Origin of the sequence: Sporolactobacillus sp. KGMB 08714 (assembly GCF_036598985.1) — a bacterium.
In the GTDB taxonomy this organism is placed as follows: domain Bacteria; phylum Bacillota; class Bacilli; order Bacillales; family Sporolactobacillaceae; genus Sporolactobacillus.
Window position 1 is genome coordinate 14207 of record NZ_JAUUBW010000014.1, and the last position, 23135, is coordinate 37341.

At 49.7% G+C, this 23135-nt stretch carries 18 protein-coding genes and 1 riboswitch; of the genes, 12 read left to right on the forward strand and 6 right to left on the reverse strand.

Features of this window, described 5'->3' with window-relative positions; all coding sequences use genetic code 11:
* Window positions 1-8 precede the first annotated feature (8 nt).
* Window positions 9-1865 carry a glycoside hydrolase family 13 protein gene (locus Q6A92_RS08085; protein ID WP_332237645.1) on the forward strand — a complete coding sequence of 619 codons (1857 nt, stop codon included), beginning with the start codon at window positions 9-11 and terminating at the stop codon, window positions 1863-1865.
* Window positions 1866-1943: 78 nt separating this feature from the next.
* Here the strand turns inward: Q6A92_RS08085 and Q6A92_RS08090 are convergent, their stop codons facing one another.
* Entirely contained in the window at window positions 1944-2960 is a 1017-nt protein-coding gene (locus Q6A92_RS08090; protein ID WP_332237646.1) for a GntG family PLP-dependent aldolase, read from the reverse strand.
* Window positions 2961-3175: 215 nt separating this feature from the next.
* Between Q6A92_RS08090 and Q6A92_RS08095 the strand changes: the two genes are divergently transcribed.
* The 5 genes from Q6A92_RS08095 to plsX all read left to right on the forward strand — a co-directional run bounded on the left by Q6A92_RS08095 (window position 3176) and on the right by plsX (window position 9028).
* A complete protein-coding gene (locus Q6A92_RS08095) occupies window positions 3176-4135 on the forward strand; it encodes an L-lactate dehydrogenase (protein WP_332237648.1) in 960 nt (319 codons plus the stop codon).
* A 281-nt stretch (window positions 4136-4416) separates the two neighbouring features.
* Entirely contained in the window at window positions 4417-5337 is a 921-nt protein-coding gene (locus Q6A92_RS08100; protein ID WP_274399429.1) for a branched-chain amino acid transaminase, read from the forward strand.
* 208 nt (window positions 5338-5545) lie between these two features.
* Entirely contained in the window at window positions 5546-6445 is a 900-nt protein-coding gene (locus Q6A92_RS08105; protein WP_274399431.1) for an ABC transporter ATP-binding protein, read from the forward strand.
* Window positions 6438-7679 (forward strand): ABC transporter permease, encoded by a 1242-nt coding sequence (locus Q6A92_RS08110; RefSeq protein ID WP_274399432.1) that lies wholly within the window; start codon window positions 6438-6440, stop codon window positions 7677-7679. Before Q6A92_RS08105 ends, Q6A92_RS08110 begins: the two co-directional genes overlap by 8 nt.
* A gap of 335 nt (window positions 7680-8014) precedes the next feature.
* Entirely contained in the window at window positions 8015-9028 is a 1014-nt protein-coding gene (gene plsX / locus Q6A92_RS08115) for a phosphate acyltransferase PlsX (protein ID WP_274399433.1), read from the forward strand.
* A gap of 212 nt (window positions 9029-9240) precedes the next feature.
* On the opposite strand, the gene metA is transcribed toward plsX, so the two are convergent.
* The 3 genes from metA to Q6A92_RS08130 form a co-directional block, all read right to left on the reverse strand.
* Complete coding sequence (gene metA / locus Q6A92_RS08120) at window positions 9241-10149, reverse strand: homoserine O-acetyltransferase MetA (RefSeq protein ID WP_332237650.1); 909 nt, start codon at window positions 10147-10149, stop codon at window positions 9241-9243.
* Between the two features lie 308 nt (window positions 10150-10457).
* Complete coding sequence (locus tag Q6A92_RS08125) at window positions 10458-10820, reverse strand: hypothetical protein (RefSeq protein WP_274399436.1); 363 nt, start codon at window positions 10818-10820, stop codon at window positions 10458-10460.
* 84 nt (window positions 10821-10904) lie between these two features.
* Window positions 10905-12260 (reverse strand): YeiH family protein, encoded by a 1356-nt coding sequence (locus Q6A92_RS08130; RefSeq protein WP_274399437.1) that lies wholly within the window; start codon window positions 12258-12260, stop codon window positions 10905-10907.
* A 225-nt stretch (window positions 12261-12485) separates the two neighbouring features.
* Window positions 12486-12589, reverse strand: a riboswitch (SAM riboswitch).
* Between the two features lie 519 nt (window positions 12590-13108).
* Here Q6A92_RS08130 and Q6A92_RS08135 point away from each other — a divergent pair.
* From Q6A92_RS08135 to Q6A92_RS08155, 5 genes are all read left to right on the forward strand, one after another.
* Complete coding sequence (locus Q6A92_RS08135; protein ID WP_332237652.1) at window positions 13109-14737, forward strand: nitrite/sulfite reductase; 1629 nt, start codon at window positions 13109-13111, stop codon at window positions 14735-14737.
* Window positions 14738-14746: 9 nt separating this feature from the next.
* Window positions 14747-14965 carry a DUF3906 family protein gene (locus Q6A92_RS08140; RefSeq protein ID WP_274399440.1) on the forward strand — a complete coding sequence of 73 codons (219 nt, stop codon included), beginning with the start codon at window positions 14747-14749 and terminating at the stop codon, window positions 14963-14965.
* 12 nt (window positions 14966-14977) lie between these two features.
* Window positions 14978-15754: a uroporphyrinogen-III C-methyltransferase gene (gene cobA / locus Q6A92_RS08145; protein WP_332237654.1), complete on the forward strand. Its 777-nt coding sequence runs from the start codon at window positions 14978-14980 to the stop codon at window positions 15752-15754.
* Between the two features lies 1 nt (window position 15755).
* Window positions 15756-16505, forward strand: a complete 750-nt coding sequence (locus tag Q6A92_RS08150; RefSeq protein ID WP_332237655.1) for a sirohydrochlorin chelatase — start codon at window positions 15756-15758, stop codon at window positions 16503-16505.
* A gap of 1376 nt (window positions 16506-17881) precedes the next feature.
* Entirely contained in the window at window positions 17882-19159 is a 1278-nt protein-coding gene (locus Q6A92_RS08155) for a condensation domain-containing protein (RefSeq protein WP_332237656.1), read from the forward strand.
* Window positions 19160-19402: 243 nt separating this feature from the next.
* On the opposite strand, the gene lhgO is transcribed toward Q6A92_RS08155, so the two are convergent.
* The gene (gene lhgO, locus Q6A92_RS08160; RefSeq protein WP_332237657.1) at window positions 19403-20602 is read right to left on the reverse strand and encodes an L-2-hydroxyglutarate oxidase; all 1200 of its coding nucleotides are present in this window, start codon (window positions 20600-20602) and stop codon (window positions 19403-19405) included.
* Window positions 20603-20813: 211 nt separating this feature from the next.
* On the opposite strand from lhgO, the gene Q6A92_RS08165 reads away from it, so the two are divergent.
* Window positions 20814-22073 (forward strand): MFS transporter, encoded by a 1260-nt coding sequence (locus tag Q6A92_RS08165; RefSeq protein WP_274399448.1) that lies wholly within the window; start codon window positions 20814-20816, stop codon window positions 22071-22073.
* A 144-nt stretch (window positions 22074-22217) separates the two neighbouring features.
* On the opposite strand, the gene gpmA is transcribed toward Q6A92_RS08165, so the two are convergent.
* A complete protein-coding gene (gpmA, locus tag Q6A92_RS08170) occupies window positions 22218-22925 on the reverse strand; it encodes a 2,3-diphosphoglycerate-dependent phosphoglycerate mutase (RefSeq protein WP_274399641.1) in 708 nt (235 codons plus the stop codon).
* Window positions 22926-23135 lie beyond the last annotated feature (210 nt).

A 23135-nucleotide genomic window follows, 5' to 3' on the forward strand; every position in this document is an offset into this window, starting at 1 on the left:
ACGTGGATATGAGTCTGCCGTCAATTTATTTCAATTCCTGGTCTGAGAAGTACCGACGACCCTTTGGCGCCGTTCAGGCTGGGAAAAGCGTCTATTTTTCGATAGCCGTCGATCTGGCAAAAATATGGCGTGTCGATCTGGTCATTCAGAAGGACGGCGACTCTTTTCAGGAACTTGAAATGTTTCCAAGCGGCGAGGATGCCCGCCTTTATAAATTGAAATTTGTGACGGAAAAGAAAAGCGGCCTTTATTTCTACCATTTTAAAATTGACGGTGATGACGGCCGCTCCGGCAGAAAAACGGTTTTTTACGGCAAGGCCGGCGATAATTTCGGCGGCCGGGGCCGGATCGTTTATGATCCGGCCGTAGTCGAGCAATACCAGATCACTTGCTACGACCATCCGGATCCGGCCCCCTGCTGGTATCTGCACGGGGTTGTTTATCAGATTTTTGTCGACCGCTTCAACAACGGCAACCGTCATCATGCCGTCTACTCTCCCAAAAAGAATTCATTTCTTTACGCAACGGAGGAGGATGATCCTTACTATATCCGTGACAAAGAAGGAAACATTACACGGTGGGATTTTTTCGGCGGGAATCTGAAAGGGATTACGGATAAACTCCCGTATCTGCATGCGCTTGGGGTCACTGTGCTTTATCTGAGCCCGATCTTTGAAGCGAGAAGCAACCATAAATATGATACGGCCGACTACGGGAAAATCGATCCGATGTTCGGAAGCAAAGAAGCATTTCAGAAATTGATTGCAAAGGCACAAGGCCTGGGTATGCATATTATTCTCGACGGCGTTTTCAATCACGTCGGTGCCGACAGCATCTACTTCAATCGTTTCAAAACCTACGAAGAAGGGGGAGCCTATAATGACACCGGCTCGCCTTACTTCGACTGGTTCACTTTTTACCACTTCCCGGATGACTATGACTGCTGGTGGAATATTAAAGACCTGCCGGCCGTGGATAAAAATAATACGTCGTACCGCAACTTTATCTATCAATCCGACCAGAGTGTCATTCATCGCTGGACCCAAACGGGCATCGGCGGCTGGCGGCTGGATGTTGCCGATGAGCTGCCGGACGATTTCATTGCCGGAATCCGCAAAGCGCTTGACAGCCACTCCAATAAAACGGAGCGCAAAGTTCTGATCGGCGAAGTATGGGAAGATGCTTCGAATAAGATCGCTTACGGAAAAAGGCGCCATTATCTGGAAGGAGGCATGCTGCAGGGAGTCATGAACTATCCGTTCCGTCTGCTCATTATCGGCCTCCTCAATCAATCGACAACGGCGGGGCAGGCGGTCCGGGCCAGCCTGACGTTGAAGTCGAATTACCCGCCTGAGGCTTTTCACGCCAACATGAACAATATCGGAACCCATGATACGGAACGCATTCTCACCGTGCTGGGCGGCGATGAAAACAAATTGCGGCTGGCGGTTCAGCTGCTCATGACCCTTCCCGGGGTCCCCTGTGTTTACTATGGAGACGAAGCAGGCCTTTATGGGAGAAAGGATCCGGAAAACCGGCGCTTTTTTCCATGGGGAAGAGAAAACGTAAACATTCAGGATATCTTCCGTTCAGCGATACAGTGCCGCAGGAGTGACGAGAATCTTCGAGTGGGCGACTATTTCCCTTTTTCAATCAGAGGGCTGTTCGGCTTCATTCGTTTCCGCTCGGAAGAGGCCTACACCGTGATGATTTTCAACGCAACTCCGACCCGGCAGACGATCGACCTGGAGGCGCTCGACGATCAGACCGGCGAGGGCAAAATAAAGCCGCTCGTCGGTAGTTTGCTGGCAAGCGGCACGGCGCTCCCGCCTTACAGCTTCCTGTCAGGAAGGAAAGATCGCTGACCGGCTCCCTGCGCAAAACGGAGCCGAACGTAACAAAACGGCCCTTCTGCTGTTCGCGGCGGGCCGGGTGACAAAGGGTTAGTTGGACTTCAAGATCGACTGCATGACTTCCAGCGTGATCGGCAGATCCTGCGGAGCGATATTCCTGTCGATCACAAAACGAATGGTTTCGCCGTCAAGCAGCAGGACAAGAATCCCGGCCTGCCCGAGCTCATCACGGATTTGTCCGGCCGTTTTTAAGGAGTGCGCCGGATGGACGAGAACAATATTCGTTTCAACCAGGGAAAGATCGACAAACAAACCCGGAAGTTCGGCAAGCCCTGCAGCCAGTTGTTTTGCCAGCAGATGGTCCTGGGCGAGCCGCAGAATCATTTTTTTCAGGGCGACATAGGCAGGTGCGGCAATGATCCCGGCCTGCGGCATGGCAGCCCCCATTTTAGCCCGCCATCTCCGTGCCCGGCGTATCGTCTCACGCGAACCCGCCAGGACTGCTCCTGCAGGAGCACTGAGTCCCTTGCAGAGACAGAGGACGACCGTATCGGCGCAGGCAGCAAAATCATTTATGGGAACACCGGTTGCGACGGAGGCATTGAACAGCCGTGAACCGTCAAGATGGACGCAGCCCGCAGCCTGTCCAATCTGATCATGGATCCTTTTCATTTCGGAAAGCGGCAGAATAGTACCGCCATGCCGATTGTGCGTATTTTCAATACAAAATAAAGGCTGCGTCCCCTTCTTTGCCGCAGCCAGATCGTCATCCCTGACCGAACGGCCGTTATGGGCTTCATAAGTATGGAATCGTCTGTCCGGCAGCAGAAACGCAGTGTAGTCATGCGTCGCAATATGCGACATTTTTTCAACCCAAATATCGGACCCTTCGCGACTCTGGCTCAGAAGGGCCAGCTGATTGCCCAGCGTCGCTGTCGTAGTCAGAATGGCCGCTTCTTTCCCCAGCATTTCCGCAGCTGTCTTTTCAAGCAGATTGACACTCGGATCTTCTCCGTAATAGTCGTCCCCCAGCCGGGCATTGTACATGGCCTGTCTCATTTCTTCTGTCGGAAGGGTGCCGGAATCCGTTCGATAATCAATTGGCATCGTTGTTAAATCCTTTCCATGCAAACTTTGATTCACTCAACTGTTCTATCATTTCATCATTTTATCACAAATTGGAAACAAGAAAAACGGCGGGAGCAGGATCTTAAGAAGGGCCCGTCCCGGATATTTGATAATAACAAATTGCTGAACTAGTGTGAAAAAATGCCATTTTTTGTGTTATTATAAAATAAAATAAAGATTAGAGGCGAAAAAGGATGAAGAATAACAAATTAGTCATTATCGGTGTCGGACATGTCGGTTCACAAGTTCTCACCGATGCGCTGGCGCTTAATCTCTTCGCTGAGATTGCCGTTATTGATCAGGACAAAGAAAAAGCGAAGGGGGAGGCGCTGGACGGAAGCCATATTACGCCATTCACGTACTGTCCGAATACGGAATTGTATGCAGCGGACTATGACACGTGTACAGATGCCGATGTGATTATTGTCGCGGCCGGGCCGAGCGTGCAGAAGGATGCAAACTATCAGGACCGCGGCACGCTGATCGGAAAAAACGTTGCCGTCATTCGCGAAGTTATGACAGGGATCAGCGCCCATACCAAAGATGCAATCATTATTTTTATCACGAATCCGCTGGATTCAATGGTTTACCTGGCACAGAACTTTTTTGACTATCCGAAAAACCGTATTTTCGGCACCGGGACCTGCCTGGATTCCGCACGTTTCAGAAAAATTATCGCCAATAAATACGGTGTCGATCCGAAAAGCGTTCACGGCTATATGCTCGGCGAGCACGGAAGCACGGCTTTCCCCGCCTGGAGCCTGCTGAATATCGAAGGAATCGGCACCGGCCGGCTGGACGATTATTTTGCACCCGATACACCGCTTGAGAAAGAGCAGATTGCGCAGAAGGTTGTTGAAACCGGTTTCGACATTCTTCATCTGAAAGGGTGGACCAATTCAGGCGTAGCCATGGCGGCATGCACGCTTGCGAAGGCCGTTATGCTTGATGAACACCGCATTTTTCCGGTGTCGACAACTTTGAACGGAGAATACGGATTGAAAGACGTGGCACTGAGCCTGCCATGCGTCGTCGGACGTCAAGGCGTCGAAAAACGGCTGGCCGTCCCGCTGGATGAAGACGAACTGGCTAAACTGAAAGCCACGGTACAGAGTATCAGAGGGACGATGAAAGCCGGCGGCCTGATCGAGTAAACGGCGGCAGAGAGGGTCCCGTAAAAGACTTCTGACGGGGCTCGGCCGCGGTATGCCGATTAAAACATTCTATAATTTATGAATTCATGTAAATTAACTGTAATTTTGTGCTATTATAGAAATTACAAAAAAAAAGAAGCAGATGTTGCCGGGTTCGTCAATTACATAAAAACGGATGATAACCGCAAAACGATGGATTGGCTGTGACTATCTCGAAGGCATTTTCTTTTTCAGGCCGGCCCGGCTTCTTTGCAATAAACAGAAAACGAGGAGGAGTTTGCATGTCAGAAAACTATGTTTATTTTCAGGGTCAGTTGAGTAAAGAGGACGATGTGAAAATCAGCGTCCGCAGCAAGGCGTTCAATTACGGCCTTGGCGTTTTCGAAGGCATCCGGGCCTATTGGGACGAAGAGAAAGAACAGCTTTACGGTTTTAAGCTTAAAGAACATTATGAAAGGCTCAAACAATCGGCAAAGACCGTTAATCTGAACTTCGATTTGACAGTCGATGATCTCTGTCGCGGAACAGTGGAACTGCTGAAGAAGAACAACTGCCGCCAGACGACCTATATCCGGCCGATTGTCTACAATGATGCTCAGGACATCGGGCCGACGCTGGACAGCAGTGACGTCAAGGTTGTTATTTATACGCAGCCGCTCAATAAATATGCCGGCAGGCCCGAACTGAGCGTCGGCGTCACTTCCTGGAGACGCCTGTCGAACAATCAGCTGCCGCCGCGCACGAAAGCAACTGCCGCTTATATGAACTCCGCACTCGCCGCACTCGAAACGAAGCGTGCCGGATTTGACGAAGCTGTTTTCCTGACGGACGGCGACAAGGTCTGTGAAGGATCCGGTGAAAATATCTTTATCTTTAAGAAGGGCAAGCTGATCACGCCGCCGCCGTCAGATAACATCCTTGAAGGTATCACCCGCGAACTGGTCATGAAGCTGGCCGGGGAAGATCTGGGCCTGGATGTTGTCGAGCGGAGTATATCAAGATCCGAACTCTATGTCGCCGACGAAGTATTCTTCAGCGGCACTGCGATGGAAGTGACTCCGATCGTCGAAGTCGATCACAGAACGATCGGAACCGGGCACGAAGGCGAAGTTTGTAAACAGATCAAGGATCTTTTCTTCGGGCTTACAACGGGCCGGAATCCGAAGTATGCGGAATCCTGCACACCGGTATACCCAAAATAATTTTTTCCGGACGGAAGCAGGCCGGAGTGAAGAGAGATCGGCTCTTCACTCCGGTTTTTTTTACGTTTAAATCGTCTATTTACCAAACGTTCACTTAATCATGAAAAGACTCGTGTTAAAATTTAAATAGTGATCAATTGAAAACTTTAACAGCCGGAATCGCCTGCTTTAGCAAAAAACATAAGATTATCAAAAAAGGGGGAAGAGGATGACACTTGAGGCGGATTGCCTGACCAAGAAATTTCAGAACTTCACTGCAGTAAAAGATCTCAGTTTTGTAGCGGACAGCGGCGAAATTTTCGGGCTGATCGGTCAGAATGGGGCCGGAAAAACAACGACCTTCAGGATGATTCTGAACCTGCTGGCCCCGACAAGCGGAAAAATCAAGTGGAACGGAGAACCGGTCCATGCGCTGAACAGAGACATGATTGGTTATCTTCCTGAAGAGCGCGGCATGTATCCAAAAATGCCCGTTGAAGAGCAGTTAATTTTTTTCGGAAGACTGCGCGGGAAAGGGAAGGCAGAACTTAAGAAAGAAACCGAGGCCTGGCTGGAACGTTTCGGGCTTGCCGACAAGCGGAATGTACTGACCGAAACATTATCAAAGGGCAATCAGCAGAAGGTACAGCTGATTGCCAGCCTGATTCATAAGCCGTCCCTCCTGATCCTGGACGAGCCGTTCAGCGGTCTCGATCCGGTCAATGCCGGCCTGCTGAAAGAAGCGATTATCGACTTGAAGGAGCGGGGCGCAACGATCATTTTTTCCAGCCATCGTATGGATCATGTGGAAGAGCTTTGTGATCATCTCTGCCTTCTGAAACGCGGAGAATCGCTTTTTACCGGAGCAATCCGCGACTTGAAGGCGCAGTTTGGAAAAATTAACCTGACTTTGCGCGGCCCATTTTCCGAACAATTACTGTCCGGGATGCCGGGCGTCGTCTCAGTAATCCGGGAAAAAGACTGTTTCCGGCTGCTGCTGTCAGACGAAGAAAATGCGAAAGAGATCTTCCGGCTTGTGACAAAGAACGGATTCATCGAACGGTTCAGCCTTGATTATCTGTCCCTGGAAGAGATCTTTAAGCGAAAGGTAGGCAGCGTCCGTGTCTAAATTTTCCGTCCTTTTTTTTCAGTCCTATTCCAGCAAGCTGAAAGCTAAATCCTTTCTGATTACGACAATCATTATGCTTCTGGCACTTGCCGCCATTTTCATGTGGCCGACCGTCAGCAGCTGGTTCTCTCCGGGCAGTCAACCGATGAAGATCACCGTCGTCGATCAGACCGGAGCGAATGCGGGAGCGCTTTTTCAAAGCGGAAGCACCATTAAATTTAATCATTTTTCCGGCAGCGTAAAACAGGCCGATCAGGAAGTGATGCAGCAGAAAGCGGACGGCGTTCTTCTGCTGAATTTAAGCGGAGACGATCGGCTTGCCGCCCAGATCCGCTCGGAAAGCACGCTGAAACTGAACGATCAGCAGACGCTCGAACAATACGTGCAGACTGCCAATCAACTACTGATTATTCAGCAAATGCATCTGACGACGGCTCAGGCGCAGCGCATCCTTTCCGCAAAGGTCACCCTGAATCAACAGCTTATTGACAGCCGGAGCAGCGGAAAAACAAGCTCGGAAAAAACGACGGCTTCATTTATTTCTTACGGCATCGCCCTGCTTGTTTATTTGTTTGCCGTATCGTATCTGTCAATTATTTCTTCAGAAATCGCAGCAGAGAAAGATTCGCGGATTATGGAAATCATCATTTCGAGTGCTTCTCCGGCCATCCATCTCTTGTCCAGGGTTGCCGCAGTCCTGGCCCTTGCCTTTACCCAGACTGTGGTTCTGATTGGGGCAGCCTTGATTTTAGCCTATTATTCAAATAGTGGAAAATATTGGGACATGATGACTCATATCTTTTCAGCCATTTCTCCCTATTATCTTGTTCTCTCGCTTCTTTTCTTTATACTGGCCTGCATCCTGTACACGCTGGTCGGCGCAGTCCTTGGATCTCTTGTAAGCAAAGTACAGGATGTCGGCCAGTCGGTGATGCCCGTAACCTTTATCCTGATGATCGGCTTCTTCGTCGCGATCAGCGGAATGAACAATCCGGATACACTGCTGGTTCAGATTTTTTCCTATATACCGTTTACGTCTTCGATGTTGATGCCGATGCGAATCGGCGCGACGGATATGGGGCTCTGGCAAGCGTTTCTTTCGCTTCTGATCCTCGCTTTTTCGATTATCTGCCTGTTTCTTTTCAGCCTGCGCTTTTATAGAGGATCGGTGCTTACCTATACGTCCGGTTCGATTGTAAAAAAAATAAAGCAGGCGTTCTCGCTGTCCAAATAAAATTTGACCGGCACAGTAAGAATATGACTGTTTATCAAAAGACGGGCCCAAAACAGGAACGGCCGCCTCGGCTTTTTACGCTGCCGGCCCGTCCGATATTTCATGATCGCCGAGCAAAGCAGACCGAAAGCACGATCAATCTGAAAAAGTTCTGAAACCTTCCTTGGACAGTCAACGTATTTAGTGTTAAAGTATTGAGGCAAGGCGGTCATGTCTTTGCCTGCACAAATTGTCGGGTATGTCTGCAAGGAGTATGAAAGACACGCGGTAAAAAGGGGCCGGACGGTTCGATGACACAACCGGCTGGTCCGTCATTAGAAAAGGAGACTACAGAAATGAGATTAGCAATTGATGCAATGGGCGGAGATCACGCACCGGAAGCAATTGTTGAAGGAGTGATCAGAGCGGCGCACGCATTCCCGGATTTGCATTTTGTTCTCATTGGTGACAGAGAGAAGCTTGAACCGCTTGTCGGTGAACAAGGCCAGATAGAAATCCTGCACACAACCGAAAAAATCGAAGGAACGGACGCGCCGGTGCAGGCCGTACGCCGCAAGAAGCAGGCATCCATGGTTCTTGCCGTACAGGAAGTCCGGGAAGGACGCTGTGAAGCGGCTATCTCTGCGGGGAATACAGGTGCCCTGATGGCATCCGGCCTTTTCGGTGTCGGCCGAATTAAAGGCATTGATCGTCCGGCACTGGCTCCGACTTTGCCTACCATTCATGAAAATAAAGGCTTTCTCTTTCTCGACGTCGGTGCAAACGCAGAGACAAAACCTGAAAATATGCTTCAGTACGCCACAATGGGTTCAATCTATGCCGAAAAAGTATTGCATCGTTCTAACCCGAGTATCGGTCTGCTGAATATCGGCGAAGAACCGGGAAAAGGGAATGAACTGACAAAAAAAGCCTATCAGCTTCTGAGTGAGGCGCCGATCAACTTCATCGGCAACGTTGAACCGCGCGAATTGCTTCAAGGGCCGGCCGATGTGATCGTTGCCGACGGGTTCTCCGGGAACCTGGTCCTGAAAAGTCTTGAGGGAACGGCCATGTCGATCATGACCCTTCTTAAAGAAACACTCGGAAGCTCGCTTTATTCAAAGATTCTGACAGGGCTTATGTACGGAAAACTGAAAGGTCTTAAGAAGCGGATGGATTATTCCGCCTATGGAGGTGCTCTGCTCATGGGCCTGGCCGCCCCGATTATCAAGGCACACGGCGCAGCCAAAAGCGACGCGGTGTTCACTGCGATCAAGCAGGCCAAAACGGTTGTCGAGGAGCATGTGGTCAGGATCATCGGAGAAACAATCAACGACAGCCGGCATGCATGGCTGAACAGCAAGGCCTGAATAAAAAGTCTATATCGAATGAAAGTATACATGAAAAAGGGCGTCTCACTGGCCGGGTTTTCCGGTGATGGGGGCGCTCTGTTCATTTCAACGGTGGAGATCAATCCGGACTTTGCCCCGGCTTCTTGCTCCATCATATTTTCAGAGGAACTTTCCCGGCGGCTGGGACAACTGTCTGCGAAGAAATATGTCCGGGCAGATTCCCGCCGGTTTCATTCCCAGCGATAGGGCGTTTCCTGATACACATAATAATTCAGCCAGTTTGAGAAGAGGAGATGGGCATGTGAACGCCAGCGGTTCACTGGCCGTCGCGCAGGGTCGTCCCCGGGGAAGTAATGTTCAGGCAGATCCGGATTTATGTTCTTCTTCGTGTCGCGTTCATATTCCAAAGCCAGCGTTCCCGTGTCATACTCCAGATGGCCTGTGACCATAATCTGTTTTCCGCCGTTTGCCAGCATGATAAAGGGACCGGCCTCTTCGGAAGAAGAAAGAAGTTTAACTTGCGGGTGACGTGCAAGTGCCGCGCGATCGATATCCGTGTAGCGGGAATGGGGCGCAAAATAAACATCGTCAAATCCGCGCAGCAGTTTTTCCGTCCGGTCGGCCAGCGTATGGCTGAATACACCGGACAGTTTATGCGGAAGAAGTACTTTATTGATACCGAAATGGTAATAAAGCGCCGCCTGGGCGCCCCAGCATATATACAGAGTTGAGGTAACGGAGGCCTTGGACCATTCCATAATTTCCTCCAGCTCATGCCAATAATCAACCGCTTCAAAGGACAGTTTCTCGACCGGCGCTCCGGTAACAATCAAGCCGTCGTATTTTTTGTTCCTGATTTTGCTGAAAACCGTATAAAATTGTTCCATGTGCAGATGACTGGCGTGCGTCGATTCATGAGTGGCCGTCCGCATGAAAGAAATATTAACTTGAAGCGGTGTATTGCCGAGCAGACGAAGCAGCTGGGCCTCTTCTCTCTGTTTCTCGGGCATCAGATTGAGAATCAATATGTTTAGCGGACGGATGTCCTGACGTGCCGCCCGGTCTTCATTCATGACAAAAATATTTTCTTTTTCAAGAATTTCTCTGGCAGGAAGCAATTCAGGTATTTTAATCGGCATAATATCAGTTCTCCTCACGGTTAACTTGGTTTAACAGCCTTTATAAAACGCTGATCTTTAAAACGGCAACCCTTTCATCCGTGCAGTCCGGATAGATTAGTTCAAGTATAGCTCAGTTTTTTCCCGGCAGCCAGTAATAACTCTGAGCAGTTAAAAACGGAAATTTGAATGAGGTGAATCAAAAAATTGCCTGATAAGTAAAGTTTTCAGCTCGCAAAACAGCTCCCGGCGGCTCGGCCGGGAGCTGAAAATTAACTATGATTCCATGTAAAAAAATTATTTCAATTGACTGCCTGCAGAAGAAAACTTCACAGCAATCCCCATTTTCTTTCGTAATCCACCCTCAGAACATAATCCGACTCATTGTACCCCTGTCCGGACAATAATTCCGAAATCCGATGAGATTCAAATGACTCCGTCTCCATGATTACTCTGTCTTTTTTAGCGGTAATGAGCCATTGATCATGCGCCGACTGCAAAAGTTCAGTCATGCAGGCAATTTTTTCAAGGCGATGAGACAGAAAGACAGCCAGTTCTCTTATTTGCCGGGCGCTGGTTACGCCGGAAAAATGTCGCCTTCCATTCAGCGAGACAACATTTTTCGGTTCCGGCCGCCGGAAATAATAGAAAATAACGGTGACTCTTTCTTTGCATGTCAGATTTTTCTTCATTGGAGACATCTCCCCGAATGGTTGTGCCGTAATATTAATAAGATCATGATAAAAATTGCCTATCTATGTCCGCGTTCGAACAGATTATAACGCCGACCAATACGAATTGAGAATCAGAACAGAGAGGACGTAGCCGAGTACAATATTGACAACGGCGCCCGAACTGAAGGCCGCAAACGGTTTCCAGCCAAACGAGGTCAGCTCTCTGAAGCGCGTTGTCAGGCCGATGGATAAGAAAGTAAATGTAAAGGCCCATGTCCGGAATTCTTTAATCGGAGCGATGATATCCGTATTGATCACATTGCGCCCCGAAAGCGAGGCGCCTGCAATAATCAGTGTCAGAATGGCCGAAGCGGCAAAAAATCCGATCACAAATTTCGGAAAACGGCGCCAGATCTCCGAAGCGTCGGTTTTTGTCCCGGAATTTTTTCGTTCCCAGTAAGTGACGGAAATGAAGGCAAGCACGAAGCACCAGATACCGATAAAAATATCACGGCCGATAACTTTCATCAATGTAAACGAGGTCAGTGCCTGATCGCCGAATGTACTGGCAGCCGTGATCCCGGCCGCATCGGCGAATTCCGATGTGCCGATCCAGGCGCCTGCGGGCCCTGCAGCTATTCCCAGCCATTTAACCAGCAGAGTCAGCAGAAAAATAGTCGCAACGGCCCAGATCACGACAAGCGAGATGGAAATCGACACATGTTCTTTTTTAGCCTTAATGGCTCCGCCGACCGCGATGGCCGCGGAAACGCCGCACACGGATCCCCCGACGCCGAGTGTTGCGGCAAAATATTTATCCAGACCGAGCCATTTTGTCCCGACAAAATAGATGACGAAAAAAGTGACCAGAGCGATGATCGTTGCCTGAATAAAGGCGACAGGCCCTGCCTGGAAAATCAATGTGAAGGGAAGCGTCGCACCAAGCAGGACGATTCCGACCTTGACATAAAGTTCGGTTCTGAACGCCGCCGAGAACCATCCCGACACAGGGATCAAATTGCTGATGATCAGGCCGAGCACAAGTGCGACGATCGGCGCTTCAAGATTGTATTGCTGCGCCCAATTCCATGAACTGAAAATATTGATCAGGACGCTGAGGATGAACAGCAGGGTGAAGCCGGCGGCAAACCGGCCGATTTTCTCGTGCAGAAAGAAGGCTGTTAATGAAAATAATATTAAAAAAGTCAGGAATAAAAGAATGATTGAGCCCGCATGCGACGAGAGCGCGCCTGCCAGAGAAGAAAAATGATTCCATTTAGGAATTTGTGCGGTCAGCAGCTTGATTGAACTTCCGGATAGCCAGAATAAAATGCTCAGTAAGACGATAAAAAGGCCGATCCAGACCGACCACCAATCTTCCTTTCGAATGAGCTCATGCCAGCCGGTTTTTGGTATCGATCCTGAATTACCGGATGATGATGTTAAATCAACGGACATAATGTGATCCCTCCTCTTCATAAAAACATGCTGCTTCTCACGGTGAAATCGGTGCCGGTTTGATAGTAAAAGTAAATGACTCTTATCGGAAACGGACGATCAGACAATGAACCAGCTTAAATCGTGCAGCAGATTTCTTTCTGTCTCACGGCATCACCCCCTTTACTCAAAAAAGTCCCCATTCCGAAAGAATGGGGACTACCGACATTAAGAATGTCTCCGTCAACCTTATCTTTCAGGAAAAACCTGTTGGACTTGGCACCTTTACTTTATAAAAAGTGGTTGCCGGACTTCATCGGGCCAATTCCCTCCGTCTCTCTTGATAAGAGTCAATTAAGTTGCGTTAATCCTACCATATTAGTATGTTTTAGGCAAGACAAAATGATAAAATTAATATCCGGTTTACTGCTTGCTAAACAGCCCCGAAAAATTCGAAGCGGAACGGGTATCCAACAACATCGAACTGCGACTGTTTTTCCAATCATATGAAAAGATTTCTATGGCCGGCATTCGTGAGCCGCTCCTTAATCCGGAAATCCGAAAAAGATAAGCCACCCTCATAAATCCGATCATACATATATGAATTATTGACAATATTTTGAGATGAGTCTAGAATGAACTTTACAAAATTAAAAAATATTCAGAGTGATTGAAAACCGAGTCCGATTAAACGCAGAAATCCGGCAAAAAAATGGTCTTTAAACTCAAGTTCAGGTCAGCGGATTTCAGTGGCGCTTTCGAAGACGTCGTTATCAGGCTTTTTCCCGGCTTTTGAAAAAAGGGGAACGATTTTATTCTAAAATAAAAAAACGAGCGCAACGATTCAGAAAAGGGAGGATGGAGCGGAAATGGCTTATGAAAAAGTCTGGGCAAAGAATGAAAGGCTTAATAAAAATGAAATTAATAAACTGGCAAAAGACGGCTTGTCCATTTTTGCCGACATTCCGAACTATGCAGAAAGCGGATTTGAATCCATCCCGAAAGATCAGTATATGTACTTTAAATATGCGGGATTGACGGTTCAGCAGCCGCAGGATAAAGGGCTTTTTATGATGCGGGTGAAAGTGCCGTCCGGAATCATGTCGAACGAGCAGGCAGAGACGCTGGCCGGCATCGGCAGAATTTATGCGCGGAATGTCATCGACATCACAACGCGGCAGGCGATCCAGTACCACTGGATACCGCTCGAGAAACTGCCGGAAATTTTTGAGCGGCTGAAGCAGGTGGGCCTGACGACGAGCGAAGCGGAAGGCGATGCACCGAGAAATATCATGGGCAATCCGCTGGCCGGCATTGATCCGGACGAATTGTTCGACACGCGTCCGATCGTGGATGAAGTCTTTCGTTTCTTTCAGGATAATCCCGATTTTTCGAACCTTCCGCGCAAATTCAAGATTTCAATCAACGCCAATATTCATAATGCCGGCCACGCCGAAATCAATGACCTCGCTTTTACCCCGGCGACGAAGATCATCAATGGAGAAAGGGTGAAGGGATTCCATGTTAAGGTGGGCGGCGGTCTGGCGGCGAAACCGTATCTCGCGGAACCGCTCGGCCTGTTCATCCGTCCGGAGCAGACAAAAGCGGTTGCCGCCGCCGTGACGTCCCTGTACCGGGATTTCGGCTATCGGAAGAGCCGTGCGAGAGCCCGGCTCAAATACTTGGTTGCGGACTGGGGCATCGAAAAATTCCGGGAAAAGGTGCTGGAGCTGACCGGCCCGCTGCCGGCAGCAGGGCGCGATGAAACGTCCGGCTGGAACGGCGGCTATTTCTACGGAGTTCACCCGCAGAAACTGCGCGGCTTGAGCTATGTCGGGGTCAGCGTCCCCGTCGGGCGGATTCATGCCTCCGATTTTCTGACGTTCGCACGGCTCGCGAAAAGATACGGAACGGGCGAGCTGAGGACGGTCAATTCTCAGAATCTGATCATTCCGCATATTCCGACGGATCGGATCGGGGAACTGCTCGAGCACGACCTATTTAAAAAGTACCCGGTCCGCCCGTCTCATTTCACGGGATATGCGATGGCCTGCACGGGAAATGAATTTTGCAATCTCGCACTCACCAATACAAAAGACCGCATGAGAGAAATCGCCGCCTACCTTGATCGAGAAGTCGATATTGATGTACCTGTGAGGATCAATATGGTCGGCTGCACCAATTCATGCGGGCAGCGCCACATTGCCGACATCGGCATTCAGGGACTGAAACTGCGTACCAGGGACAAGCAATTGATTGATGCCTACGAAATCTTCGTCGGCGGAACATTGTCAGACGGCGGCCACTTTAATGAACGCTTAAAAGGAAGAATTGCAGACTTTATTTTACCGGAAGTTTTGAAATTTTTTTTATTGTATTTTAAGGAGAACAAGAAAAAAGGCGAGACATTTTTTGCGTTCAGGAGCCGTGTCGGAATCGATGTGCTGCAGGACGTGCTGGATGATATCATGAAACATCGCGTTGAAAGTGTTGGATGAGGTGGAATTATGGAGCTGTTCCGTTTTATCGTCACATCAAACGAGAATGAAACGGTCGCTGTAGCCGTTGCAGAAAATGAGGAGGCAGCTTTCCGGGTCGTTGATTCGGAGCTGCAGCGCACCTTTTTAAAACGTTTGAAAGTTGACAGCATCGTTTTGCTGGAAAAGAAAAAAATAGGCAAAAGCGGAGCGGGTTTTGTAATCCGGCCGCGTGAAACGTATGAATGAGGGTGATGTACGATGGGAAAAGTGTACCTTGTAGGGGCGGGGCCCGGGGATCCCGACCTGATTACAGTCAAAGGGCTCCGTCTGATCCGCGCCGCCGATACAATCCTCTATGATCGTCTCGTCAATGAGACATTGCTGAACGAGGCCAAACATTCGGCCGATCTGATCTATTGCGGAAAATGGCCCCATGCACATCCTCTGAAGCAGGAGAACATCAACCATCTGCTTGCGGCCCATGCACGCAAAGGCCGGATCGTCGTCCGTCTTAAGGGAGGAGATCCCTTTATCTTCGGACGCGGAGGAGAAGAGGCTGCCTTTTTGGCCAAAGAAGGCATCGCTTTCGAAATTGTTCCGGGCATCACGGCGGGCATCGCCGCTCCGGCGTACGCGGGCATCCCGGCAACGCATCGTGAATATGCAAGCTCGATCGCATTGGTCGCCGGACATTCGAAATCGGAAGGCAGTGAGAGAATCAACTGGGATAAACTGGCTACGGGAGCCGACACTCTGGCTATCTATATGGGCGTGGCCGCTCTGCCGCACATTGTATCCGAACTCGTCAGCCATGGCCGTATTCCGTCAACGCCCGTCGCGCTCATTGAATGGGGAACAACGGCCCGCCAGCGAACGGTCACATCCGTTCTCAGCAGCATTGTCAGGGAAGCCGAAAAGTACCGCATTGAGAATCCGTGTATGATTATCGTCGGTGAGGTTGTAAGGCTGAGAAAAGAACTGAAATGGTTCGAAAGCGATGAAAAGCCGTTCGACATTGTTCGGGAGGCATTCTGATATGCTCGCAGTCCTTTACATCGGCCACGGAACGCGGCTGATTGACGGCGTCAGGCAGGCAAACCAATTTCTTTATTCATGCATGAAAGGCATTTCGGCGCCGATTCAAGAAATCTGTTACCTCGAGCGTGTACAGCCGGACATCCGGGAAGGAATCCGCCGCTGCATTGAAAAAGGAGCGCAGATCGTCCTCATCCAGCCGCTGCTGCTGCTGTCCGCCGGCCATGCCAAACGCGATATTCCCGCAGTAGTCGATGAAGCAAGATCACTTTATCCTGACATTATTTTCATCGTGGGCCGTCCTCTGGGCGTCGACCCGAAGATTGTTGACATTTTAATCGAGAGAATCTTTGAAAAGCGGAAAATAATTCCCGAAAACTCCGGTATCGTGTTAGTCGGCAGAGGTTCGAGCGACCCGGAAACAAAACACGATTTCGCTTCGATCAGACGCCTGCTGAATGAAAGGGGACTAAACCGTGTTTTATCCTGTTACATGGCAGCTGCCCGCCCCTCGTTTGAGGAAGGGCTGGACCTTGCATTAAAAAAAGGATGGGAGCAGACATTTGTCGTCCCCTACCTGCTGTTTACAGGCGTTTTAATGAAAACCCTTAAAAAGGCCGTTGATCTCAGAAATAAAACAGATACCTCATTTGTGCTGTGCAGCCCCCTCGGCTATCACCCCGTTCTGATCCGCTTAATGAAAAAACGGATCAGAGAGTCCCTTAAAAATGTCCTGCCCCATTACACTTAACATCATCGGAAGCAGGGCGTGATTGAATGGGCGGCGGGCGGGCAAGCGAAGCTGGCCGCGCCCGTGTCGGCAATGCAGCTATGATTCCCGGTGAAAGTCCGGAAGCGATCATTCAGAATCATCGGACCTGTGAGCGGCAGAAAGTCTTTTTTAAGACATCCTGCCGCTTTTTTGCAGCCCATGATTCCTGCAGCGCATCCGGATTCCGGGTCATGAAAGAAGAGCTTATTTCTAAAAGGCGTCCGCGGGCAGCAGCTCGAGTGAGGCAAGCACGGCAGCACGGCGCGGCCGGCTGTTTCGGGCCAGATCGATAAACGGCTTCTAACGGTCGATAACCCTGACGTAACGATCGATAAACTCGCTGCGACGACCGATAAAACAAGCATGCCGGCCGATAAAACAGGCATAACAACCGAGAAAACCCCGGCCGCGGTTGAGCCATCAATCAGGAATAATTTTTCTGTTCTGATTATTCTCACCTATTGATTCCAGTCCGTTTACTGCCGATATTTTGCTTTTTACTGTTGATACGCCGGCGTCTCCCGGTGATTTTAACCACGATTCACGGGAATCCGCGGCGGGCCGAAGAAAAAGGCCGGGCGTTTCCGCCATGCAACGCCCGGCCGCACAGGACAGTCCTCTTTTTCCAGCGGAATATCAACCGCCATGCGCATGAACATTCAAAAGGACAGACTGCCGTGCCAAGCGACCGCTTTTCGCAAGAATCTCCTGGATACATGACTTGAGGAAATACCCATTTTCTAAAAAATGATATTATCCGGGAAAATATTTTTTCGAACCGAAGCGATCTCCCCACTAAAGAGCAGCAGGGCGATGGCTATTATCTGTCTTAAGGCAGTTTTCCCTCACTTCGGACATCTCTCTCAATTTTAAAAGGATGAGGCACCTTTCCGTGCCCGGCTTATCCGTGTATGGCAGTACGGATCGCGGTCACTGCCTGCGGGCAAACGGAATCATCGGCCGATCATTTTAGGCGGCTGACTCAAATTTTCCAGACAGGGCCTGTCCTGCGGATGAATCATTTGCCGGCAGGCTTTCGAAACACTTATAATGAACACATAAAAAACAATCTTACCGGCAAGGGCGGCGACACATAATGAGTGGGTCCGGGAAAAAGGCAGGCGGCAGATTTCATTGGCCGTTTTCAAAAAGATGTTATTTCTGCCATAAAAAGAAATCAGGCATGCGGAGATACGAAAATGATAAAGGCGAAGTCATCTACGTTTGTCTTCAGTGTGTGGATTACGCCGAACGAAGAGCTTTTCGAAAATTGTAAAAAGAAACGGTAAATACATTATGTAAACTTAAAGCAACAGACTGCGAATATGGCAGACCAAATAAGGGAGATGGATGGAATGGCGACACGTCAAAAGCATCGCTATCCGGCTGAAAGTGCGGATATCAAACATTTTATTTCAGGAGAAAAGAAACGGAACGATCATTATCTGCACGCCGTCATCCGATTCGATCGAACCGTTGACGTCGATCTGCTGAGAAACGCAGTTCAGGCAACATTTAGAGCCGTTCCTCTGCTGACATGCCGGTTTGTTGAAAGCGGTGAGAAGGCTTTCTGGGAAGAGGCCGGCTGGACCGCCCGCGAGATGGTCTCTCTGATTGAATCGACGGACCGTGAAAAGGATGTTCAGGCACACCTTGTAATCAAACCGGACGAAAAGGCGGGTCCGCAGCTGCGTATCACAGTCGTCAGGGAAAAAAATGCGGATACGCTTGCGTTCATCATGAATCATATGATTTGTGACGGCGGGGGAATGAAAGACTATCTGTATCTGCTCAGCCAATGCTACTCCGTATTGGCAGCCGGCCCGGATCATCCGATGCCGGATATGCCGGATCCGGAATTGCGCAGCATTAATCAGGTTTTCAGCGGCATGAGCCGGGAGCAGAAGGACCGAATCCGCCAAGCGCAGCTCTCGCCTTATGTCCAGTCTGAAAGGGACCATCTGCCGCTGACAGGAGACGAGCATCATCCTTTTGTGATCACACATCAGGTCCCGGCAGAGCAATTCGACTCAATCAAAGATTATGCGAAAAGGAGAGGAGCTACGGTCAACGACGCACTGTTCGCCGCTTATGTCTGTGCGCTGTCCGAAGCTCTGAGCACCGATTTGATTGTCCTTGATTGCCCGGTCAACAGCCGCGCCTATCTTCCAAAAGATTATCGGCCGGGCATCTGCAATCTAACCTCAAATATCATCTGTGCCGTTCCGAGCCATGCCGGTGAATCATTCGATGAAGCCTTAGCAAGTGTCAAAAAAGTAATGGATCGGCAGAAGGGCAGCCTGGAACCGTTTAAAGTCTACTGGGATCTGGAAGAAGTCTATCGGACGCTGCCCCTGCCGGAAGCCAAGAAGCGCTTTCCGAAAATCTACAGCATCCCATTCAATGGCATGACCAACATCGGTATCATTGACGACAGAATTTTATCTTTTAAGGGCCTTCATGTCAGAGACGCATTTATCTCCGGCTCGATTAAATATGCTCCCTATTTTCAGATCGCAGTCACGACATTCAGAAAAGCAATGACGTTCAGCACCAATTTTCACGGAACGGAAGCAGACCGCGAATGGCTTGACCGCTTCGTTAAAAGGATGATCGGTTATTTTCCAAAATAAAACCGGAAGGCAGATCGGACAGGGAACGAGTGTTTTACGTTTTGAAAAAAATTTTCTCATACGTCTTTGATCATTTTCCTTGCTCCGGCCGGCACCACATGAATCGGTCCGGCACCTTTATCTTTCGCGCAACGCATACGGCTCAGAAAGCCGCCGGACTGCTCAATTCCGACAGTCCGGCGGCTTTATTTGCTGGTTATCTCTGGTCGATTGCAAGGGCAGCCCGATCCGGAGTTTGCAGATTCAGACAAATTGTGCCGATTCCGTTACTTTCCTGCAGATGGCTTCTCCGATCGACAGAGAGGCGGTAGCGGCCGGAGAAGGGGCATTCAGAACATGCAGGGCATGGCGGTGGCGGATCATCATAAAATCGTCGGCCAGCACCCCGTCACGGGTTAAGGCCTGGGCACGGACGCCCGCCTGAGCACGGAAAACGTCCTCTTCGCCGATCTGCGGAATCATCAACTTCATGCCGGCAACAAACCTTTTTTTACTGAATGAACGCGCCATTTCTCCGATTCCGTAGCTCATATTTTTAGCCGCGATTTTCCAGAGGGCAGGGTAAGAGACGGCATTCAGGAATTCTCCGAGTTTGAAATCGCGCTTGCGGTAGCCTTCTCTTCTAAAGCCCAGAACGGCATTGGGCCCGGCCAGCACACGCCCGTCGATCATTCTTGTAAAATGAACGCCTAGAAACGGAAATTTCGGATTGGGAACAGGATAGATCAGATTTTTTACGAGATAGCGTTTTTCAGGCTTTAGTTCGTAGTATTCTCCGCGGAACGGAACAATGCGCATTTCCGGCCGGGCGCCTTCTTTAATCGCCAACCGATCACAATACAATCCCGCACAGTTTACGAGAAAACGAGAAGAGAAACTGTCCCGGGCACACTCGACGGTGACGCCGTCTTTATTCTCGTGAATCCCGAGTACTTCATGGTTCAGATGGATTTCGCCCCCGCGTTGACTGATGATATCCGCCAGGCCGTTCGCGACTTGCTTGTAATCGACGATGCCCGTCGATTTCACATGAATCGCTTTTAAACCCCGAGCGTGCGGTTCAATCTCGTGCAGCTGTTCCGGATTCAGCCAAGCGAGATCGAGCCGGTTTTCCAGACCGCGGCGATACAAACCGTCCAAAAGCGGCAATTCTTCCGGTGCGACCGCGACAATGACTTTACCGCAGTTTTCATAGGGAATGTCCCGGGCGTCGCAAAAGGCACGAAGCTTCGCCCCGCCTTCTCGGGCAAACCGGGCTTTCAGGCTGCCCGGCCGGTAATAAATGCCCGAATGGATGACCCCGCTGTTGTGGCCGGTCTGATGGTAAGCGACCGTCTTTTCTTTTTCAAGGACTGCAATCCTGGCATGAGGATTGCTTGTACCGAGCGCATAGGCGGTGGAAAGACCGACGATGCCGCCGCCGACAATCAGATAATCCAACATAGCCCTTCATCTCTCTTTTTGCTTAGTAAGCGATTGCATCATGATTTGTACGATAAATTATAAAATTGGCAAAAGAAAAAATCAACAAAAAAACATTGCATAAAAATTGATCATTAAATTTAATTATTCTAAGATGAAGAAGTACTATTTGTGAACATTTTGTGTATTTTGATGCAAACGCTTACTTTTGTATGGAAAGAGGGAATGAAGAGTGTCAAAGATTGAAAAAGCGGGCTCCGTCTATGACAGCCGCACGAAAACAATCGCTTCTTCAACAAATTTTCGTTGGTGGTTCGCGGTTGCGCTCTGGATCCTGCTGCTGATCTCCTATATTGACCGGACGAATATTTCGATTGCCGGTCCGTTCATGGTCAGCAACGGGGTCGTGACGGCAGCCGCACTGGCGCTGGGAAACAGTCTGTTTCTGTTCATGTACGGTCTGTCCAACATTTTCGGCGGCTATCTGGGCGACAAATACGGACCGCAGAAAATTGCCATTGTCGCATTGACCTGGTGGTCTTTGATGACTTTGTTCTGCGGATTTGTCTGGAGCTCGCTGTCCCTTGTATTTTCCCGCGTTCTTCTCGGACTGGGTGAAGGGATGCACTGGCCGCTCAATTCAAAATGGGTCAAATCGTGGTTCCCGGCCCATGAACATGCCCGTGCCAACATGTTCTGGAATTTCGGGCTGTCGATGGGGCCGATTATTACAGGGCCGCTCGTCACCTGGATGATTCTCGCTTCGGGAACGTGGAGAACACCTTTTATTGTTTTTGCGCTTCTCGGATTCATCGTTATGATTCCGCTGATTCTGATCGTTGCCAAAGACCGTCCGGAACAAAGCAGGTTTGTATCCAAGAATGAACTGATCTATATCCAGTCGGATAAAGCGGAAGAAGCGGCTGAGACGGTGAAGATGTCTCAGGTGTTCCGCAAGTCGGATTTCTGGCTCCTGCTGATCAACTGGTCCGGCATGGCAACCATTTTTTACGGCATTCTGTTCTGGCTGCCTTCCTATCTGATCAATGTGCGTCATGTATCGGTGAGCATGACCGGATTCTGGTATATGATGCCTTATATCCTGATGACCGTTTGTATTATTGCTACGTCATTTTTAAGCGATAAGATCATGAAACGTGCCGTTTTTGCGGGAATCGGAACATTGATCGCCGGGCTGGGCCTTCTGATCGGGACACACGTCAGCAACATTGTGCTGGCAATGACGCTGATTTCAATATCAAGCGCGATGAACGGTGTCATTCTGCCGACGGTTTGGAGCGCGCTGCAGCGCATGTTTCCAAGCAAAAGCGTCGGAGCGGGCGCAGGCGTGCTGAACGGACTGGAAAATATCATTTCGGCCGTCGGAACGTTTATCCTCGGCATTTCCTTCACCGTCGGCTTTTCTTATTTGATCATTTTCGCGTTGATCGGCGGTCTCAGCGGACTCATTCTAGCGAAAAAAGGCTATTAAAATCAGCGAAATCTTCCGGCGGGCCGATAAGAAAGCGCGCCGCAGGAACAGGGAAAAAAGCCGGGACTTGAATCCGGCTTTTTCAAATCGGCATCGTTCGGTCATAAAAAATAATTCTGCTAAAAACGAGTTGCAGTGATTCGATCAATCATCGACCGACGGTTCCAAAGTCGCTTCCCGCTTGGAAAGAACAGTCAGTTCACGGTCGAATTCATAGATAATCGGAACCCCGGTCGGAACGTCCACATGAACGATCGCTTCATCGGACAGATGATCAAGATACTTGAAGAGTGCACGTAAAGTGTTTCTGTGACTGACAATCAGGACGTTTTCACCGTCAATCAGATGCGGGGCAATCTGGTCCGCCCAGCAGGGAAGCACGCGTTCAAGGGTCGTTTTCAGGCTCTCGCCCGCGGGAAGAAGATGCGGATCGACATGGCGGTATCGCGGGTCGTGACACGGATGGCGCGGATCGCCGGCATCGAGCAGAGGAGGAAGAATGGCGAAACTTTTACGCCAGCCGTCCACCCGTTCTTTGCCGTATTTGACCGCCGTCTCCGCTTTGTTCAGCCGCTGCAGCGCTCCGTAGCTGCGCTCATTAAGACGCCATGTTTTATGAACAGGAAGCCATTCCCGGCCGATCTCGTCCAGAATATACTGAAGCGTCTTAATTGAACGCCTGAGAACCGACGTATAGGCCACATCAAAGGAAATATTCATTTTTTTAATGATCCGTCCGGCCGTCCTGGCTTCATCAATGCCTTTCTCCGTCAAAGCGATGTCTTCCCAGCCGGAGAAAAGATTGGATTCATTATATTCGCTTTCGCCATGTCTGACGACGACAAGTTTCATCATGTGATCCCTCCGCATGCACATGTCTGCCGGCATGTCGGCAATGCCGCATTCATCAATAAAAAAACTTTACTTTAATTAGTATACTTTATTGAAAAAATATTTCCAATGATCGGTGTCACGCCCGATAAGAATTCGCCCCGCAGAAAACGAGACGAGAAAACCGTATTTTTCCCATTCCCCTGGGACGTGATCCGAATGGTTAATTTT

Coding starts and splice junctions, on each gene's coding strand:
- gpmA (WP_274399641.1), bottom strand. CDS start 22,925: ATGAAACTTGTCGTCGTCAGACATGGCGAAAGCGAATATAATGAATCC.
- Q6A92_RS08130 (WP_274399437.1), bottom strand. CDS start 12,260: ATGTCCGTTGATTTAACATCATCATCCGGTAATTCAGGATCGATACCA.
- Q6A92_RS08150 (WP_332237655.1), top strand. CDS start 15,756: ATGCTCGCAGTCCTTTACATCGGCCACGGAACGCGGCTGATTGACGGC.
- Q6A92_RS08090 (WP_332237646.1), bottom strand. CDS start 2,960: ATGCCAATTGATTATCGAACGGATTCCGGCACCCTTCCGACAGAAGAA.
- metA (WP_332237650.1), bottom strand. CDS start 10,149: ATGCCGATTAAAATACCTGAATTGCTTCCTGCCAGAGAAATTCTTGAA.
- Q6A92_RS08125 (WP_274399436.1), bottom strand. CDS start 10,820: ATGAAGAAAAATCTGACATGCAAAGAAAGAGTCACCGTTATTTTCTAT.
- Q6A92_RS08100 (WP_274399429.1), top strand. CDS start 4,417: ATGTCAGAAAACTATGTTTATTTTCAGGGTCAGTTGAGTAAAGAGGAC.
- lhgO (WP_332237657.1), bottom strand. CDS start 20,602: ATGTTGGATTATCTGATTGTCGGCGGCGGCATCGTCGGTCTTTCCACC.
- Q6A92_RS08135 (WP_332237652.1), top strand. CDS start 13,109: ATGGCTTATGAAAAAGTCTGGGCAAAGAATGAAAGGCTTAATAAAAAT.
- plsX (WP_274399433.1), top strand. CDS start 8,015: ATGAGATTAGCAATTGATGCAATGGGCGGAGATCACGCACCGGAAGCA.
- Q6A92_RS08085 (WP_332237645.1), top strand. CDS start 9: ATGAGTCTGCCGTCAATTTATTTCAATTCCTGGTCTGAGAAGTACCGA.
- cobA (WP_332237654.1), top strand. CDS start 14,978: ATGGGAAAAGTGTACCTTGTAGGGGCGGGGCCCGGGGATCCCGACCTG.
- Q6A92_RS08155 (WP_332237656.1), top strand. CDS start 17,882: ATGGCGACACGTCAAAAGCATCGCTATCCGGCTGAAAGTGCGGATATC.
- Q6A92_RS08095 (WP_332237648.1), top strand. CDS start 3,176: ATGAAGAATAACAAATTAGTCATTATCGGTGTCGGACATGTCGGTTCA.
- Q6A92_RS08140 (WP_274399440.1), top strand. CDS start 14,747: ATGGAGCTGTTCCGTTTTATCGTCACATCAAACGAGAATGAAACGGTC.
- Q6A92_RS08105 (WP_274399431.1), top strand. CDS start 5,546: ATGACACTTGAGGCGGATTGCCTGACCAAGAAATTTCAGAACTTCACT.